Genomic DNA, 16,462 nt, shown 5'->3' on the forward strand with positions numbered 1-16,462 from the left:
CACATCCCGAAACAGTCGTCCGCGCAGCGCCCGCGCCGACCTACGCTTCCCGGATGGAGCCCGTGACGATCCTCGCCGCACTGCTCGGCCTCGTCGTGCTGGGCGTCGTCCTCGGGGCTGTCCATCGGGCCCGCTCCGGGCGCGTCGCGAGCGCCCCCTCGCGCCAGGACCCCGCGATCGACCCCGGCGAGCTCGTCCCCGGCGCAGTGCTCGGGACCCGGGCCACAGTCGTGCAGTTCTCGACCGACGTCTGCACGCGGTGCCCTGCAGTGCGACGGATGCTCGGGGAGCTCGCCCAGCAGCGGCCCGGGCTGGCGCACCTCGACGTCGATCTGACGCACCGCCCCGACCTCGCGGCGCGCTTCCGCGTCCGGCAGACGCCCACGCTCCTCCTGCTCGATCGAGACGGAGTGCCGCGCAGCCGCGTCGGCGGCGCTCCGACCCGGGCCGCCCTGACCATCGAGCTCGACCGACTCCAGGAGACATGATGAGCACCCGCTCCCCCTCCACCACCGGCGCCACTCCCCCGTCCGGCACCGTCGATCCCCGCGGCCCGAGGGTCGCCGCCGGAGTCACCGCCGCACTCCTCCTCACGGCCGTGGGCCTCGGGCTCGCGGCCGCGGCCCGGGCCGACCTCGACGGCCGGCTCTCCCAGCCCGGCTTCCTCCTGCTGCTCGCGCTCGCCGCCCTCTTCGCCTGGTCGGCCGCGCGCGGCGTCGGCTCCGGCCCCTGGGCGGTGCTGTTCCGCCGGGTGGTCCGGCCGCACCTGGCACCGCCGCGCGAGTGGGAGGACGCCCGCCCGCCGCGCTTCGCCCAGCTGATCGGCCTGGTGGTGACCGGCGCCGGCGTCCTCCTGCACGTCGCCGGCGTCCCGGGATCGGTTCCGGTCGCCGCGGCCGTCGCCTTCCTCGCCGCCTTCCTCAACGCCGTGTTCGGCCTCTGCCTGGGCTGCGAGCTCTACCTCGTGCTCGCGCGGGCCGGCCTGGTCGGGCGCTCGGCCGGCTCCCGGGCGTGAGGCTCTAGGCTGGGTCCGCTTCGCGGGCGGCCCGCGACCGGCTCCGGGAGGCACCATGAGCGACTCATCCGCACGGCACTCCGACCACGACGGGACCACGGACTCCGGCTCGCCGCGGCGCGCCGCGCGCACGCCGGGCGAGCACGTGTCGACGCCGTCCGAGCTGCCGTCGGCCCGGCCGGACGCGTCCGCTCCCCGGCTCCGCGTCCTGATCTCGGGCGCCAGCGGGATGATCGGCTCCGAGCTGACCCGCCAGCTGCGCGCCGAGGGGCACGAGATCCTGCGCCTGGTGCGCCACGCGCCGTCGAGCCCGGACGAGTTCCACTGGGCGCCCACCTCGCACATGCTCGACTTCAGCGTGCTCGACCGCGTCGACGCCGTGATCAACCTCTCCGGCGCCTCGATCAGCCGCCTGCCGTGGACCGCGTCCTACAAGCGGGAGATCCTCGACTCGCGGATCCAGTCCACGCAGACCCTCACCGACGCGATGCGGATGTCCTCGACCCCGCCGACGACGCTGATCAACGCCTCCGCGGTCGGCTACTACGGAGACCGCCCGGGCGAGGAGCTCACCGAGCAGTCCTCGCGTGGCGACGGATTCCTCGCCGATGTCGTCGACCGCTGGGAGAAGGCCGCCCACCTCGCGCCCGAGGCCACGCGGGTGGTCACCGCTCGCACCGGGCTCGTCCTCGGCGACGGCGGCGCGCTCAAGCCGCTCCTGCCCCTGACGAAGCTCGGTCTCAGCGGACCCCTCGGCAGCGGCAATCAGGCCTGGCCCTGGATCAGCCTCTACGACGAGGCCGCGGCGATCCGCCACCTGCTCACGTCCTCGCTCTCGGGCCCGGTGAACCTCGCCGGACCGGTGCCGGCGACCGCGAACGACGTGATGCGCACCCTCGCCGAGCAGCTGCACCGCCCGTTCAAGCTGGCCGTCCCCGAGAAGATCATCGAGCTCGCGCTGCGCGACGCCGGGCACGAGCTCCTGCTCTCGAGCCAGCGCCTGGTCCCCCAGCGGCTGCTCGACGACGGCTTCGAGTTCCGCCACCGCACGGTCGGCGCGGCGCTGGATTGGGTGCTCGCCTGATCCCGGGCGCCCGAGCGGTTCTCGCCCGGAGAGCCGCGCTCGGGTCGCGGCCGAGCGGTCAGGCCGGAGCCTCGTGCTCCAGCGCGATGGCCCGGCGGATGGCGCCTCGGGCGCGCTTGCGGTCGCCGCTGGCGTCGTAGGCGAGGCCGAGGCGGTACCAGGCGCGCCAGCTCCCGGGCTGCTTGTCGACCTCCTCCGCGTACCGCGGGAACAGCGCGTCCGCCTCCTCCCGGAGCGGACGCCCGCTGGCCCGCGAGTCGAGGACCTCCTGCGGCAGCGCGTTCTCGCCCTCCAGCCGACGGGCCAGCTTCTCGGCGCGGAGCCCGAACAGCAGCTCGCGCACGAGCCCCCAGACGCCGACGGCGCCGAGGATCAGCAGGCCGACGCCCATCACGATGCCGGGCACCGTCGCCGCGGCGAAGGCGACGACGGAGTACTGCAGGCAGACGAACAGGTAGAGGGCGAGCAGGACCGCCATCAGGACGACGCCGACGCGGGTCCTCACGGGGTGCTCGTCGCTGCGGCGGCCTGGCCGGACGGAGCCCGGTCGACGACGGGCTGCTCGTCGACCGGCCGCTCGGCGAGAGGCGCGGCGTCGAAGGCGGCGCGCAGGTCGATCAGCGCGTCGAGGCCCACTACCACGCCCGAGGTCGTCCGGACCGCGTCGAGAGCACGCAGGACGCCCTGCTCGTAAGACGCCTGCGAGGTGGTGTCGTGCCGGATGGTGACCGTCTCGCCGGTGCCGCCGAAGACGACCTCCTGGCGCGCCTCCACTCCGGGCAGGCGGAGGCTGTGGACCGGGACACTCGCGACCTGCTGGCCGCGGGCCCGCTGGTCGGTGTGCGGAGCCTGCACCGGACCGAGCTCGGCCCGGGCGCGCAGCAGCAGCTCGGCCGTGCGGACCGCGGTCCCGGAGGGCGAGTCGACCTTGCGGGCGCCGTGGGTCTCGACGATCTCGGCGGCGTCGAAGAAGCGCGCGGCCACGGTGGCCAGCGCGGTCGCGAGCACCGAGCCCAGCGAGAAGTTGGGGATGATCACGACGCCGGCCTCGGGCTGCTCGGCGACGCTGCGCCGGAGGGCCGCGATCCGGTCGCCCGTCCAGCCGGAGGTGCCGACGAGCACCTTCCTCCCGTTGGCCACGGCGAAGTCGACGATCTGCTGGCTGACGGCCGGCACGGTCATGTCGACGACGACGTCGGCCGCGAGCATCTCGGCGGGATCGCTCCGCGAGCCGAGCCGCGCGACGAGCGAGAACTCGCTCGACGCCTCGATGAGCGAGCAGGTGAACGAGCCGAGTCGGCCGGACGCGCCGACCACGGCGACGGAGGTAGTCACCGACTCAGCGTAGCCCGCGGCTCAGTACGGCTGGGCCTCGGGCAGGCCGGTGCGCAGCTCCACGGGCAGGTGCGAGAGGTCGTTGTGCACGACGAGCACCGGCGGCTTGCGGGAGCGGACGCGGATGATCGTCAGTCCGCAGTTGGCCTGGTTGAGGCCCAGCCACCGCCAGTCGGGAGCGTCGAACACGTGGCGGACGAACCAGCCGATCACGAAGTTGTGGGTGATGAGGAGGTCGTGGCGGTCCTCGCGCGACGGCGCCAGGAACTCGGCCACCGCGTCCTGCATCTGCGCGTGCCCCGCCTCGATCTCGGCCGCGGTGACGCTGCCGAAGAAGGGCTCGAAAGCCTTGGGCATGTCCGGGGTCGGCCCCGAGGGGATGCAGTCGAACAGCAGCGAGGACGGCTGGAGCGGCAGGCTCGGCAGGAGCGTCTGGAAGCGCGCGGCCGTCTCCTCGGCCCGGCGCAGCGGCGAGTGCCACGCTCCGGTGAAGGGGACTCCGCCGAGCCGCTCGGCGATGAGCCTCGCCTGGCGCTCGCCACGGGCCGAGAGCGGGCCGTCCGGCATGCCGTGCTCGGCGTCCTGCTGCTCGCCGTGGCGGACGAGGTAGATGTAGTGGGACACGGGGTCCTCCCTGGTGCGGCGCGGCGGTGCGCGGTCAGCGGGCGTTCGACGATCGGATCAGATCGCGGAGGCGCTCTCGATCCCGGCGATCCCGGCGAAGGCCGACTCGTCGACCGCGCCGACGGCCGAGATCGACGACGGCCCCCGGGCCAAGTCTGCCGCGAGTGCCTGGACGTCCTCCGCGCCGACGAGGGCGAGTCGGCGCAGGCTCTCGTCGAGGTCGACGAACTCGCCGAAGGTCAGCTCGGCGCGTCCGAGGCGCGACATCCGGGTGTCGGAGTCCTCCAGCGCGAGCGCCGCCGCTCCCGAGAGCTGGCCGCGGGCGCGGGCGAGCTCGTCGTCGGTGACGCCGTCCTCGGCGAGGCGGTGGAACTCGGTGAGCAGGAGCTCGGCGACCGTCCCCGCCTTCGCCGGGGTGCACGCGGCGTAGAGCCCGAAGAGGCCCGCGTCCGAGTAGGACGGGGCGAAGGAGTAGACGGAGTAGGCCAGGCCGCGCTTCTCGCGTACCTCCTGGAACAGCCGCGAGGACATGCCGCCGCCGAGGATCGAGTTGAGGACGCCCATCGTCATCCGCCGCTCGTCGCCCGCGGCGAGACCGGGGAAGCCGACCAGCAGGTTCGCCTGCTCGGTGGGGCGGTGCACCACCGACAGGGCGCTGCCGCGGGTGTAGGACGCACGGCCGCCGACGCGCCGCTCGACGGGCGGGGCCGCCGTGCCGAGGTCCCAGCCGTCGGCGACGAGGACCCGCTGGAGCAGCGCGACGAGCGCCTCGTGGTCGACGGCGCCGGCGACGGTGATCACCACGTCTCGCGGGCGGTAGGCGGCGCGGTAGTGCGCCCAGACCGCGTCCCGGGTGGCCTCGCCGATGGTCGCGGCGGTGCCCCCGATCGGGCGGCCCATTGGGTGGTCGCCGAACACGGCCTCGAACAGCTTCTCGCCCGCCACGTCGGCCGGATCGTCGTCCGCCATCGCCAGCTCCTCGAGGATGACCCCGCGCTCGGTCTCGAACTCGTCCGGATCGATCAGGCTCGAGGTCACCATGTCGGCGATCACCTCGACCGCCATCGGGAGGTCGCGGTCCTGGATCTTGGCGTAGTAGCAGGTGTACTCCTTGGCGGTGAGAGCGTTGTGCTCCCCGCCCACGGAGTCGAAGGACACGGCGATGTCGAGGGCGGACCGCTTCTGCGTGCCCTTGAACAGCAGGTGCTCGAGGAAGTGCGTCGAGCCGACGTTGGAGGGCACGGCGGGCTCGCCCGCGGTCGCGGGGCGGCCGGGCCGCTCGTCGCGCGAACCCGCGGCGACCCAGAAGCCGATCGTGGCGCTGCGGGCGCCGGGCACCGATTCGCTGAGGATGCGGACACCGCTCGGGAGGACGGAGCGGCGGACCGTGGATCCGCCTGCGGCCCGGACTGACGTCTCCGGCTGGTCGAGGGGCAGTGCGACTCCGTGGTTCATCGTGCCCACCCTAGGCCACCGCGACGGCGGCCCGAGCCGGGCTGTCGCGCCGTGGCGGGAGAGGTGCCTGGGGCGTCGCGGACGGGCGCGGTCAGCGGCGCGCGCGCTCCAGCGCGGCCAGGTGTCCGGGGTCGAGCTCGAGCGAGACCGCGCGCACCAGCGCGTCCACGTCGGCGGGCGAGCGCGGGGCGACCGTCGCGGCGGTCAGGCGCGGCCGGCCGAGCAGCCAGGCCAGGGCGACGGCGGCGGGAACGGCCGAGAGCTCGGCGCCGATCGCGTCGAGGACGGCGAGGACCCGGCGTCCGCGGCGCCCGAGGTGGGCGGCGGCGAGTGCCCCGTCGGGCAGGCGGCCGAGCTCGCGGCGGGTGCGCTCGGCGCCGCGGAGGAACCCGTGGGCGAGGGGGACGGTCGCGAGCAGGGCGAGTCCCTGGCCGGCGGCGACGAGGCCGAGGTCGCCCTCCGAGCCGGGCCGCTCGAGCAGGTTCCAGCGGACCTCCGCGCCGGCGAGGCGGGGCAGCCCGTGGGCGGCCAGGACGCGCGCCTCGAACAGCTCCTCCGGGGAGAATCCGGAGGCGACCACCGACCGCACCAGCCCGCGCGCCAGCAGCACGTCGACAGCGCTGAGGAGCTCGTCGAGGCGTCCGGCCCCGTCGGGGCGGACCGCCAGCACATCGAGGCGATCGGTGCGGAGGCGGCGCAGCGCCCCCTCGACACGGTCCACCAGCGCACGTGGCGTCGCGGGGGCGCCGACCGGAGCGGCGAAGCGGCCGATCAGGAGGAAGCGGTCCCGGTCGCGGTGTCCGGCGGGCCAGCCGCCGACGCCCTCCGCGACGCTCGAGTCGGTGACGACGACGCCGTTGCCGCCCCACGCCGCGTAGCGCTCGAGCAGCGCGGCACCGTCGTCGCGGCCGAGGGCCGCCGCGTCGAGCACGAAGGGGAAGAGGTCGTGGCCGGAGTCGCCCATCGGCCGGCGGTGCGAGGGTGCGACGGCGGTCGGCTCGACGGGGCCGGTCTCGGCGAGGACGCCGCTCGAGGAGGCTGCGCGGGACGCCGCGGGCGGGAGCGGGACGGCACTGTGACGGGGAGCCCGCACGACGACGCCGGTCCTGTCCCTGGGCACGCCACCACTCTCCCTGCGGCGGCTCGGGTCCCGCCAGGGGAGAGAGTATCCGAGCGCCGGAGCCGCCACTCCGCCGGGTCGCGCACGGTTCACCAGATCGTTACACGGGCGCCGCCGGCGGGGTCGACTCGCGCCGGCGAGCGGTGCGGCGGGCCCCTCCGTGTCGGCCGTCCGGGCTAGATTCGCGACCATGGACTCCGCCGCCCCGACCCCCTCCGAGACCGCCGCCCCGACCTCCGACTCCCCCGAGCGGGAGACGTCCGCGCCCTGGTGGACGAGCGCCGTCGTCTACCAGATCTACCCGCGCTCGTTCGCGGACTCGAACGGCGACGGCATCGGCGACCTGGGCGGCATCCGCTCGAAGCTCGACCACCTCGCCGACCTGGGGGTCGACGTGATCTGGCTCTCGCCGGTCTACCCGTCGCCGCAGCACGACAACGGCTACGACATCTCGGACTACGAGGACATCGACCCGCGGTTCGGGACGCTGGAGGAGTTCGACCTGCTCCTCGCGGAGGCCCACGAGCGCGGCATCCGCATCGTGATGGACCTCGTGGTCAACCACACGAGCGACGAGCACGCCTGGTTCGTCGAGTCCCGCTCCTCGCAGGAGGACCCGAAGCGCGACTGGTACTGGTGGCGCCGCGGGCGCCGCTCGGCCGAGCCCGGCCGCGAGCTCGAGGCGGCCGCCGGCGCCGGCCTCGACGTCGCCGAGCCGAACGGCTGGCGCTCCTACTTCTCCGGCCCTGCCTGGACGCTCGACCCGGCGACGGACGAGTACTTCCTCCACCTCTTCGCGGTGCAGCAGCCGGACCTCAACTGGGAGAACCCCGAGGTGCGGCACGCGGTGCACGCGATGATGAACCGCTGGCTCGACCGCGGAGTGGACGGCTTCCGGATGGACGTGATCAACCTCGTCTCGAAGGACGTCGGAGCCGTCGACGGCGAGCAGGGCGGCGCGGGCATCGTCGGAGGGGTGGGTCCGCGGCTCCACGAGTACCTCCGCGAGATGCACGAGGCCGTGTTCGCGCACCGCGAGGGCTCCTTCCTCACCGTCGGCGAGATGCCCGGGGTCACCCTCGAGGAGGCGGTGCTCGTGACCGATCCCGAGCGGCGTGAGCTCGACATGGTCTTCCAGTTCGAGCACGTCGGCATCGACCACGGAGTCGACAAGTTCCACCCGGTGCCGCTGGACCTGGTCGCCTTGAAGGCCAACCTCGCGCGCTGGCAGGACGGCCTGGCCGAGCGCGGCTGGAACAGCCTGTACCTCGGCAACCACGACCAGCCGCGTCTCGTCTCGCGCTTCGGGGACGACGGCGCGCACCGCTACGAGTCCGCGACCCTCTGGGCGACGCTCCTCCACCTCCAGCGCGGCACGCCGTACATCTACCAGGGCGACGAGATCGGGATGACGAACGTCCCGTTCGCCGGCATCGAGGACTTCCGCGACGTCGAGTCCCTGAACTACTGGGCCGAGGCCGTCGGCGAGCGCGGCGAGGACCCGGCGACCGTGCTCGCCGGGCTGCGCGCGCAGAGCCGCGACAACGCCCGCACGCCGGTGCAGTGGGACGACAGCCTCCAGGCCGGCTTCACGACCGGCGAGCCGTGGATCGCGGTCAACCCCAACGCCGCCGAGGTGAACGTCGCCGCCGATCGGGCCGCCGAGCGGTCGGTCTTCGAGTACTACCGGGCGCTGATCGCGCTGCGGCACGCCGACGAGACGGTGCAGCTGGGCCGCTTCGCGCTGCTGGAGCCCGAGCACCCCGCGCTCTTCGCCTTCACGCGCACCGGACCGGGCGAGCTGCTCGTCGTCGGGAACGTGTCCGGTGAGCCGCTCGAGGTGCCGCTGCTCGAGGAGTGGGCGGCTGCCGAGACGGTCCTCGGCAACGTCGCCGGTGCGACCGGGTCGACGCTCGGCCCGTGGGAGGCGCGCATCCTGCGCCGCTGAACCTCGCCGCGCCCCGCTCCGAGCCCGGCGCGGGGCGCGGCGCCCGACGGCGGCGGACCAGCCGGCGAGAGCCTCAGGCGGAGACGCGGTCCAGCTGGGCGATGTCGCTCCGGGTCAGTGGGAGCGCGGCCGCCGCGAACAGCGACTCGAGCTCCGCGGCGTTCCGGGCCCGGACGATCGCCGCCGAGACCTCCTGGTGCGAGAGCACCCAGGCGAGCGCGACCACGCCGGGCTCCGTGCCGTGGGCCCCGGCGATCTCGTCGAGGGCAGCGAGCACGCGGGAGCCGTGGCGGCCGACGTAGTCCAGGCCCGCCTCGAACAGGGCCGACTCCGGCTCGTCCGTGCGGCTGCGCAGGGCGCCGGTGAGGTAGCCGCTCGCCAGGGGCAGCCGCGCGAGGGTGCCGAGCTCGAGCCGCACCACCTCGGGCGCGACGTCGGTCTCGTAGGTCCGGCGCTCCATCAGGCTGTACTCCGACACGACGGCCGAGAGCGACGGCAGCGCGAACGCGGTCGCCGTCTCGTGCAGCGCCGTGATCGCGGCTCCGCTGAAGTGCGCGGCGCCCAGGGCGCCGACCGAGCCGTCCGCCAGGAACGGCGCGACCGCCGCCAGGCTGTCGGCGATGGGGATCCCGGGGTCCTCGCTGTCGAACGAGAGCAGGTCGATCCGGGTGCCGAGCCGCTCGAGGCTCCCCTCGACCGCGATGCGGACGTCCTCCGGGGCGAGGCCCGGCGCGTCCGGGTGCCGGCCGACCTTCGTCGCGACCAGCATCCGCTCGCGCAGCCCGCTCTGCTCGAGCCAGCGGCCGATCATGTACTCGCTCCGACCGGTCGCGTAGTGGTCCGCGGTCGAGATCAGGGTGCCGCCGAGACGGCCGAAAGCGTCGAGCACCTCGGTGGTGTCGTCGATCCCGGCGGCCCAGCCGAAGACGGAGCCGTCGAGGGCGAGCGGATGCACGGGGAGGCCGGTCCGACCCAGGGTGCGTGAGAGGAGCAGCGTCTCCGGCTCGGTGGCCAGGGGCGTCGGGTCGGTCACGGAGTCCTCCGGTCGGGGCGGTGCGGCGCGGTCCCGCCACCGTACCCCATGCCCCCGCCGACGACGGACGCCCGCCCCACCGGAGTGGGACGGGCGTCACGGTCGTGCAGGAGGGATCAGCTCTCGGCGGGAGCCTCGACCTCGGCCTCCTCGGCCACGACGGGCGCGAGGGACAGCTTGCCGCGGTCGTCGATCTTGGTGATCTGGACGAGCAGCTTCTGGCCGACTCCGAGGACGTCCTCGACGTTCTCGACGCGCTTGCCGCCGGCGAGCTTGCGGACCTCGCTGATGTGCAGCAGTCCGTCCTTGCCGGGGAGGAGCGAGACGAACGCGCCGAAGGTCGCGAGCTTGACGACGGTTCCGAGGAACTGCTCGCCGACCTCGGGGTTGGTCGGGTTCGCGATGGCGTTGACCTGCGCACGCGCGGCCTCGGCCGACGGACCGTCGACGGCTCCGATGTAGACGGTGCCGTCCTCCTCGATGGAGATGTCGGCGCCGGTCTCGTCCTGGATCGCGTTGATCGTCTTGCCCTTGGGGCCGATCAGCTCGCCGATCTTGTCGACGGGGATCTGCACCGAGATCACGCGGGGCGCGGTCGGGGCCATCTCGTCGGGCTGGTCGATGGCCGCCGTGAGCACCGCGAGGATCGTGGTGCGGGCGTCCTTGGCCTGCTTGAGCGCGGCGTCGAGCACCGACGACGGGATGCCGTCGAGCTTGGTGTCGAGCTGGATGGCCGTGACGAACTCGGCGGTTCCGGCGACCTTGAAGTCCATGTCGCCGAGCGCGTCCTCGGCGCCCAGGATGTCGGTCAGCGCCGCGTAGCGGGTCTGGCCGTCGACGACGTCGGACACGAGGCCCATCGCGATGCCCGCGACCGGGGCGCGCAGCGGCACTCCGGCGTTGAGGAGCGACAGGGTCGACGCGCAGACCGAGCCCATCGAGGTCGAGCCGTTGGAGCTCAGCGCCTCGGAGACCTGGCGGATCGCGTAGGGGAACTCCTCGCGGCTCGGCAGCACCGGCACGAGGGCGCGCTCGGCGAGGAAGCCGTGCCCGATCTCGCGACGCTTCGGCGATCCGACGCGGCCGGTCTCACCGGTCGAGTAGGGCGGGAAGTTGTAGTGGTGCAGGTACCGCTTCTTGGTGACGGGCGACAGCGAGTCGATCTGCTGCTCCATCTTGAGCATGTTCAGCGTGGTGACGCCCAGGATCTGGGTCTCGCCGCGCTGGAAGATGGCCGAGCCGTGGACGCGCGGGATGACCTGCACCTCGGCGTCGAGCGGGCGGATGTCGGCCAGGCCGCGTCCGTCGATGCGCACGCCGTCGCGGAGGATGCGGCCGCGGACGACCACCTTCGTGACGGACTTGTACGCCGCTCCGACCTGGTTGTAGGCCTCGGCCGAGAGCTGGCCCGAGGCGATGCGCTCGGCGATCTGCTCCTTGACGCGCGCCTTGAGGGCGTCGTCGGCGTCCTGCCGCTCGACCTTGTCGGCGATCTGGTACACGCGGACGAGCTCGTCGTAGCTGAGCTCGGCGACGTTGTCGTAGGTCTCCTGCGCGTAGGGCAGGAACACCGGGTAGTCCTTGACCGGCTTCGCGGTCTCGGCGGCGAGCTTCGCCTGCGCCTCGACGAGTGCGCGGAGGAAGGGCTTGGCGGCCTCGAGGCCCTCGGCGACGACGTCCTCGCTGGGCTTGGTCGCACCCGCCTTGATGAGGTTCCAGGAGGACTCCGTGGCCTCGGCCTCGACCATCATGATGGCGACGTCCGAGGAGCCGTCCTCGTTGGTGACGACGCGGCCCGCGACGGTGAGGTCGAAGACGGCGTTCTCCAGCTGGGAGGCCTTGGGGAAGGCGACCCACTGGTCGTTGCCGGAGCCGTCGGACATGAGCGCCAGGCGGACGCCGGCGACCGGGCCGGAGAACGGCAGGCCGGAGATCTGCGTGGACGCGCTCGCGGCGTTGATCGCGAGGGCGTCGTAGAACTCGTCCGGCGCGATGCTGAGGACCGTGATGACGATCTGGACCTCGTTGCGCAGGCCCTCGACGAACGAGGGGCGCAGCGGCCGGTCGATCAGACGGCAGACCAGGATCGCCTCGGTGGAGGGGCGGCCCTCGCGGCGGAAGAACGAGCCGGGGATCTTGCCGGCGGCGTAGGAGCGCTCCTCGACGTCGACGGTCAGCGGGAAGAAGTCGAAGTTGTCCTTCGGGTTCTTCGAGGCCGACGTGGCCGAGAGGAGCATGGTGTCCTCGTCGAGGTAGGCGGCGACGGCGCCCTGAGCCTGCTGCGCGAGGCGGCCGGTCTCGAAGCGGACGGTGCGGGTGCCGTACGAGCCGTTGTCGAGAACGGCTTCGGCGAATGTGATTTCAGGACCTTCCAAGAGGTCTGTCTCCTTAACGTCTGCAGCGGCGCCCCTTCTGGGCGCCGGCGTTCGTCGGAGCAGCGGTCCGGTCAGGAATCGAGACGATCCCACGGCAGGGCTTCGCGCCGTGCCGTCGTGTGGAGGGCGTTCGTGCTGGCCACCAGTAGAAGAGCTCCGGGCTGTCGCGACCTGTGCCGCGAGCGGGACGTGCCGCCTGCGACTCGTGCCGCGGCGGCCCGTGCTCTGTCGCACGCTGCCGCCGTCCGGGACTCCACCACCGAGGACCAGCTTCCTGCCGGCCTGCTCCGTGGCTCGAATCCTGGGTCGACCGGCGGTCGCTTTCGGATTCGGAACCGGTTCATGCTATCAGCCGCGGTGCGGTTCCTCCATGGACCGCGCCGACCCGGCGGGCCCTCCGCCCGTCAGCCTCGCGTCTCGTGCATCAGCAGCTCGACGCGCAGCCCGCCCCTCACCGTCACGATGCGGGCCGGCACGCGGGGCGACCTCCCCGCCTCCGAGAGCCGGGCGAGGGCGGCCTCGACCACGTTCTCGAGACCGCGCGGCACCTGGCCGACGAGCCCCGAGGGGCGCTGGGCCGCGAACAGGCGGACCGGCATCGGAGCGTCCACGCGCTCCTCCTCCGCGGTGCGGCGCGAGATCACGGCCGTGACCTCGTCTTGGCCGAGGGCGAGCACCCGCGCGATCTCGTCCTGGTGCGGCCGGGAGTCGGCGAGGCGGAGGAGGGTGTCGCCGCGCCGCGACTTCGGGCGCAGCTCGTAGTCGTAGTCGTCGAGCTTGCCCGAGCCGCGGTCGTCGGAGGGGAGGGGGTTCGCGTCGCCGCGTCCGAACGGGAAGAGCTTCATGCCCCCATTGTCCAGCGCGCGGCCCCTCCCCCGCTCGCGTCAGGCGGTGCGCCGCATCCGGGCGATCGCCGCGAGCACCAGGACGAGCACGACGGCGACGAAGCCGAGCAGGACCGGGACGGCCGGCAGGAGCGCGAGCGCGGCACCGATCGCCAGGACCGGCACCGCGAGGCCGAGGTAGGCGGCGAGGAACACGGCCGCGAGCACCTCGCCTCGGGTCTCGTCGGTGGCGAGCGAGCCGGCGACTCCGAGCGCCAGGCGGAAGAGCAGGCCCACGCCCGCTCCCGCGAGCACCCCGCCGACGATGAAGGCGGACACCGAGACGATCACGGCGCCGGTCGCGACCAGCAGCAGCCCGGCCGTCAGCGCCACGGCCGCGAGGCGGAGCGCCGTCCGCGAGGACAGCCGGATCGAGACCAGCTGCGCGACGGCTCCGGCGGCGAAGACCCCGAAGGAGACCGCGCCCGCCTCGAGGTGGGAGGTCTCGCCGAAGCGCCCGGCGAGGAAGGTCGGCGCCAGCGAGGTGAAGAGGCCGAACACGGCGAACCCGGCGAACGCGCCGACCGCGGCCGAGAGGAAGACGCCGCGGGACGCGGCCGGCACGGCCAGGCGCTGCGGACGGTACGCCGGGAGGACCTCGCGCCGCTCGACCGTCTCGGGGACGAGCGCGACGCCGATCCCGAGGACGACCAGGAGGACGAGGAACACGGCGTACGGGACGACCAGGGGCTCGCGCACCGTCACGGCGAACACCCCGCCGACGAGCGGGCCGAGCGCCAGCCCGCCCATGTTCACCAGGGCGGAGACGGCGCGGGAGGTGCCGGGGCCCTCCTCCGGGCGGGCGACGGCGCGCAGCTCCGAGAGATGGGCGGTGGCCGTCGCGGTGAGCGCGCCGACGCCGAGCCCGGTCAGCAGGCGGGCGAGGATCAGCCCGGGCACGTCCGGCCAGAGCAGGAACACGGCGGCCGCCAGGACCTCGACGAGGATCGACGCGAGCAGGATCCGGCGGCGGCCGAGCCAGTCGCTGACGTGCCCGGCGAGGAAGAGGCTCGCCACGACTCCGACCGCGTACGCGGCGAAGACCACGGTGACGACGAAGGCCGGGAACCCGTCGCGCTGCTGGTAGATCGCGTAGAGCGGTGTCGGCACGGTCGAGAACGCCATCACCGTGAGGAAGGCGACGGCGATCACCCAGAAGCCGTGACGGTGCGGGAGCTCGCGGCGATGGACGGACGGGAGGGAGCGCTCGGTGGTGGTCACAGTGTCCACAGTGCTCCGCCCCATCATCCGTGTCCAACGGAGGATCTCGGACGAATTGATCGTCCCTGTTGGATAATGGGCGCATGGACGACCGCCAGCTCGCCGCCTTCGTCGCCGTCGCCGAGGAGCTCAGCTTCACCCGGGCGGCCGCGCGCCTGTTCGTCGTGCAGTCGACCCTCTCGGCGAGCATCCGCTCGCTCGAGCAGGAGCTCGGCTCGCCGCTGTTCGCCCGCTCGACCCGGCGGGTGGCGCTCACCGCGGTCGGCGAGGCGCTCCTGCCCTCGGCCCGATCGGCGATCGACAGCCTCGACCGGATGCGCTCGCTCGCGGCCGACGACGCGGCGGGGCTCCGCGGGCGGGTGCGGGTGGGCACCTTCTCCGCCCTCGACCTCGTCGACCTGCCCGGCGCGCTCGGCGTCTTCCGCACTCGGCACCCGCTGGTGGACCTGCTCCTGCGCACCTCGACCACCGGCTCCACCGGTCTCGCCGAGGACCTGCGCCGCGGCCTGCTCGACGCCGCTCTGCTGGCACTGCCGGCGACGCAGCTGCGGGGCCTGGCGGTGACGCGGCTGGTGCGCAGCGACTACGTCCTGCTGGTGGAGAGCGCGCATCCGCTCGCCGCGGCGGGACCGCCCTCCCCGCAGGACCTCGACGGGCTCACCTTCGTGGACACGCCCGCCGGCTTCGGCAACAGGGTCGCCGTCGACCTCGCCTTCCGCGAAGCCGGGGCGTCGCGCCGGGTGGCCACCGAGGTCGCCGATCTGCCGGGGATCCCCCGCTTCGTGCAGGCGGGGCTGGGGCCGGCGATCGTGCCGCGCGCGGGCGTCGAGCCGCTGGAGGGCGTCACGGCCCTCGCGCTCGACTGGCCGGGGCTGGTCTGGGAGCTCTCGGTCTGCACGGCGCCGCGCCCCTCCGCCGCGGTGCAGGCGCTCACGGCCGTGCTGGCGGAGCGCTCGGCCTAGGCCTCAGCCCTCGCGCAGGGGGCCGCGGACGATCGAGTCGCCGGAGTGCTCCGGGTCGTCGTCGAACGGCTCCTGGGAGACGTCCACGAGCGAGTACTCGGCGAGGTCGACGTCGTCGGGCACGGCGAAGACGCCGTCGGTCCCGTCGAGCACGCCGAGGCCGACCAGCCCGGAGGCGTCGGCGGCGAGGAGCCAGACCTCCCGGTACGAGTCGTCCGCGCTCTGCGCATCGAGGTGCACGTGCAGGCGGCGGGCGCCGTCGGCGTCCTCCAGTTCCGCGGTTCCGCTCGCTCCCTGCCAGTCGGGGAGAGCGGCGAGATCAGCGCGAGCCACGACGGCAGTGGTGTCGTCGCTCCGCGAGGCCTGCCACCAGGCTCCGCCCGCGACCCCGATGACGAGCGCGCCGAGAGCTGCCAGAACGGCGCTCAGAGCGCGGGGCCCGCGGCGGCGCGCAGGACGGTGCCGTCCCCGGGGAAGGGCGAGCGGAGGCGGCACGGCAGCCGCCGACGACGGCAGGGCGCCGGGCCCGAGGTCGCCGAGGGCGAGCTCCTCGCGGATGCGGTCCCAGACGATCGCGGGCGGCGCCTCCAGCTCGACAGCACGGCTCGCACGGCCCAGGCCCGCGGCGTGGCCGAGCTCGACCAGCTGCCGGGCGCAGTCGGGGCAGTCGCGCAGGTGGGCCTGCTCGGCGTCGCTCGAGTGCTCGCCGAGGGCGAGCAGGGCGAGCTCGTCGGGATCGAGGTGGGTCATGTGCTGCTCACCTCCAGGCGGGAGCGGAGCCGGTCGAGGCTGCGGCGGATGTGGCTCTTGACGGTACCGAGCGGCAGGCCGGTGCGCTCGGCGATCTCGGTGTGGGTGAGGTCCTCGTAGAAGGCGAGGCCGATCACCCGCCGGGGGACGGGATCCAGGCGGGCCAGCTCGTCGGCGATCAGGATCCGCGCCTCGATGTCGACGGGGGCCTCCCCCTCCTCGACCGGCGTGACGGCGACGAGGGCCTCGGTGAGCCTCCGCTCGCGCGCCCGCGCCTCGTGCGCGTCCGCGATCCTCCTCCGGGAGATCCCCACCAGCCAGGCTCCGAGAGCCGCCCGTCCGGGGTCGAAGCCCGAGCGCGAGGTCCAGGCCGAGACGAAGACGCGCTGCACCACGTCCTCCGCGTCGCCGCGGTCGCCCAGCGAGCGCAGCGCCAGCGTGAAGACCAGCGGCGACCAGCGCGAGTACGCCTCGGCGAGCGCCGCCTCCTCCCCTGCGGCGAAGCGGCGGCCGAGCCGGGCCACGAGAGCGCTGTCGGCCTCGGCGCCGTCGGCGGGCTCGATGGTCTCGATCAGGGGGTCCCTCCAGGGCTGCGGGGAGCGCTGCCGCCCGGGGGCGTGCGGCGCTGCGAGGCTCATCGTACGTCGCTGAGGCTC

General features: G+C 74.0%; 16 protein-coding genes. 5 read left to right on the forward strand and 11 right to left on the reverse strand.

Going from position 1 to position 16,462, the window contains the following annotated elements; translation table 11 throughout:
• The first annotated feature begins 53 nt into the window (after positions 1-53).
• The 3 genes from C5D04_RS03380 to C5D04_RS03390 are packed head-to-tail and all read left to right on the forward strand — an operon-like array spanning position 54 to position 2,099.
• Positions 54-488 (forward strand): thioredoxin family protein, encoded by a 435-nt coding sequence (locus C5D04_RS03380; RefSeq protein ID WP_104233266.1) that lies wholly within the window; start codon positions 54-56, stop codon positions 486-488.
• The gene (locus C5D04_RS03385) at positions 488-1,015 is read left to right on the forward strand and encodes a DUF4395 domain-containing protein (protein WP_104233265.1); all 528 of its coding nucleotides are present in this window, start codon (positions 488-490) and stop codon (positions 1,013-1,015) included. Before C5D04_RS03380 ends, C5D04_RS03385 begins: the two co-directional genes overlap by 1 nt.
• Positions 1,016-1,070: 55 nt before the next feature.
• Positions 1,071-2,099: a TIGR01777 family oxidoreductase gene (locus C5D04_RS03390; protein ID WP_104295170.1), complete on the forward strand. Its 1,029-nt coding sequence runs from the start codon at positions 1,071-1,073 to the stop codon at positions 2,097-2,099.
• A 58-nt stretch (positions 2,100-2,157) separates the two neighbouring features.
• Here the strand turns inward: C5D04_RS03390 and C5D04_RS03395 are convergent, their stop codons facing one another.
• The 5 genes from C5D04_RS03395 to C5D04_RS03415 form a co-directional block, all read right to left on the reverse strand.
• The gene (locus C5D04_RS03395) at positions 2,158-2,604 is read right to left on the reverse strand and encodes a tetratricopeptide repeat protein (RefSeq protein ID WP_104295171.1); all 447 of its coding nucleotides are present in this window, start codon (positions 2,602-2,604) and stop codon (positions 2,158-2,160) included.
• Positions 2,601-3,434 carry a 4-hydroxy-tetrahydrodipicolinate reductase gene (dapB, locus tag C5D04_RS03400; RefSeq protein WP_104295172.1) on the reverse strand — a complete coding sequence of 278 codons (834 nt, stop codon included), beginning with the start codon at positions 3,432-3,434 and terminating at the stop codon, positions 2,601-2,603. The genes C5D04_RS03395 and dapB overlap by 4 nt, the downstream gene beginning before the upstream one ends.
• Before the next feature lie 21 nt (positions 3,435-3,455).
• On the reverse strand, positions 3,456-4,058 hold the full coding sequence (locus tag C5D04_RS03405; RefSeq protein WP_104224462.1) for a histidine phosphatase family protein: 603 nt from the start codon (positions 4,056-4,058) through the stop codon (positions 3,456-3,458).
• Between the two features lie 57 nt (positions 4,059-4,115).
• Positions 4,116-5,513: a pitrilysin family protein gene (locus C5D04_RS03410; protein WP_104295211.1), complete on the reverse strand. Its 1,398-nt coding sequence runs from the start codon at positions 5,511-5,513 to the stop codon at positions 4,116-4,118.
• A 91-nt stretch (positions 5,514-5,604) separates the two neighbouring features.
• Positions 5,605-6,633, reverse strand: coding sequence for an aldo/keto reductase (locus tag C5D04_RS03415; protein WP_146078453.1), 1,029 nt, complete (start codon positions 6,631-6,633; stop codon positions 5,605-5,607).
• Positions 6,634-6,823: 190 nt separating this feature from the next.
• On the opposite strand from C5D04_RS03415, the gene C5D04_RS03420 reads away from it, so the two are divergent.
• Positions 6,824-8,581 carry an alpha-glucosidase gene (locus tag C5D04_RS03420; RefSeq protein WP_104255563.1) on the forward strand — a complete coding sequence of 586 codons (1,758 nt, stop codon included), beginning with the start codon at positions 6,824-6,826 and terminating at the stop codon, positions 8,579-8,581.
• Positions 8,582-8,654: 73 nt separating this feature from the next.
• On the opposite strand, the gene C5D04_RS03425 is transcribed toward C5D04_RS03420, so the two are convergent.
• The 4 genes from C5D04_RS03425 to C5D04_RS03440 all read right to left on the reverse strand — a co-directional run bounded on the left by C5D04_RS03425 (position 8,655) and on the right by C5D04_RS03440 (position 14,094).
• Complete coding sequence (locus C5D04_RS03425) at positions 8,655-9,614, reverse strand: aldo/keto reductase (RefSeq protein ID WP_104295173.1); 960 nt, start codon at positions 9,612-9,614, stop codon at positions 8,655-8,657.
• A gap of 116 nt (positions 9,615-9,730) precedes the next feature.
• The gene (locus tag C5D04_RS03430) at positions 9,731-11,989 is read right to left on the reverse strand and encodes a polyribonucleotide nucleotidyltransferase (RefSeq protein ID WP_104224806.1); all 2,259 of its coding nucleotides are present in this window, start codon (positions 11,987-11,989) and stop codon (positions 9,731-9,733) included.
• 404 nt (positions 11,990-12,393) lie between these two features.
• Positions 12,394-12,834, reverse strand: coding sequence for a hypothetical protein (locus C5D04_RS03435; RefSeq protein WP_104347237.1), 441 nt, complete (start codon positions 12,832-12,834; stop codon positions 12,394-12,396).
• 39 nt (positions 12,835-12,873) lie between these two features.
• Positions 12,874-14,094 carry an MFS transporter gene (locus C5D04_RS03440; RefSeq protein ID WP_258062854.1) on the reverse strand — a complete coding sequence of 407 codons (1,221 nt, stop codon included), beginning with the start codon at positions 14,092-14,094 and terminating at the stop codon, positions 12,874-12,876.
• An 83-nt stretch (positions 14,095-14,177) separates the two neighbouring features.
• Between C5D04_RS03440 and C5D04_RS03445 the strand changes: the two genes are divergently transcribed.
• Entirely contained in the window at positions 14,178-15,056 is an 879-nt protein-coding gene (locus C5D04_RS03445; protein WP_104233255.1) for a LysR family transcriptional regulator, read from the forward strand.
• A 3-nt stretch (positions 15,057-15,059) separates the two neighbouring features.
• On the opposite strand, the gene C5D04_RS03450 is transcribed toward C5D04_RS03445, so the two are convergent.
• On the reverse strand, positions 15,060-15,806 hold the full coding sequence (locus C5D04_RS03450) for an anti-sigma factor (protein ID WP_104347238.1): 747 nt from the start codon (positions 15,804-15,806) through the stop codon (positions 15,060-15,062).
• Complete coding sequence (locus C5D04_RS03455) at positions 15,803-16,444, reverse strand: RNA polymerase sigma factor (RefSeq protein ID WP_104309770.1); 642 nt, start codon at positions 16,442-16,444, stop codon at positions 15,803-15,805. The genes C5D04_RS03450 and C5D04_RS03455 overlap by 4 nt, the downstream gene beginning before the upstream one ends.
• Between the last annotated feature and the right edge of the window lie 18 nt (positions 16,445-16,462).

Source organism: Rathayibacter sp. AY1D2 (genome assembly GCF_002932695.1).
Taxonomy (GTDB): domain Bacteria; phylum Actinomycetota; class Actinomycetes; order Actinomycetales; family Microbacteriaceae; genus Rathayibacter.

Excerpts from the sequence above, each read along its gene's own strand:
- C5D04_RS03380 (WP_104233266.1), top strand. The coding sequence starts at position 54 with ATGGAGCCCGTGACGATCCTCGCCGCACTGCTCGGCCTCGTCGTGCTG.
- C5D04_RS03385 (WP_104233265.1), top strand. The coding sequence starts at position 488 with ATGAGCACCCGCTCCCCCTCCACCACCGGCGCCACTCCCCCGTCCGGC.
- C5D04_RS03390 (WP_104295170.1), top strand. The coding sequence starts at position 1,071 with ATGAGCGACTCATCCGCACGGCACTCCGACCACGACGGGACCACGGAC.
- C5D04_RS03410 (WP_104295211.1), bottom strand. The coding sequence starts at position 5,513 with ATGAACCACGGAGTCGCACTGCCCCTCGACCAGCCGGAGACGTCAGTC.
- C5D04_RS03420 (WP_104255563.1), top strand. The coding sequence starts at position 6,824 with ATGGACTCCGCCGCCCCGACCCCCTCCGAGACCGCCGCCCCGACCTCC.
- C5D04_RS03435 (WP_104347237.1), bottom strand. The coding sequence starts at position 12,834 with ATGAAGCTCTTCCCGTTCGGACGCGGCGACGCGAACCCCCTCCCCTCC.
- C5D04_RS03445 (WP_104233255.1), top strand. The coding sequence starts at position 14,178 with ATGGACGACCGCCAGCTCGCCGCCTTCGTCGCCGTCGCCGAGGAGCTC.
- C5D04_RS03450 (WP_104347238.1), bottom strand. The coding sequence starts at position 15,806 with ATGACCCACCTCGATCCCGACGAGCTCGCCCTGCTCGCCCTCGGCGAG.
- C5D04_RS03455 (WP_104309770.1), bottom strand. The coding sequence starts at position 16,444 with ATGAGCCTCGCAGCGCCGCACGCCCCCGGGCGGCAGCGCTCCCCGCAG.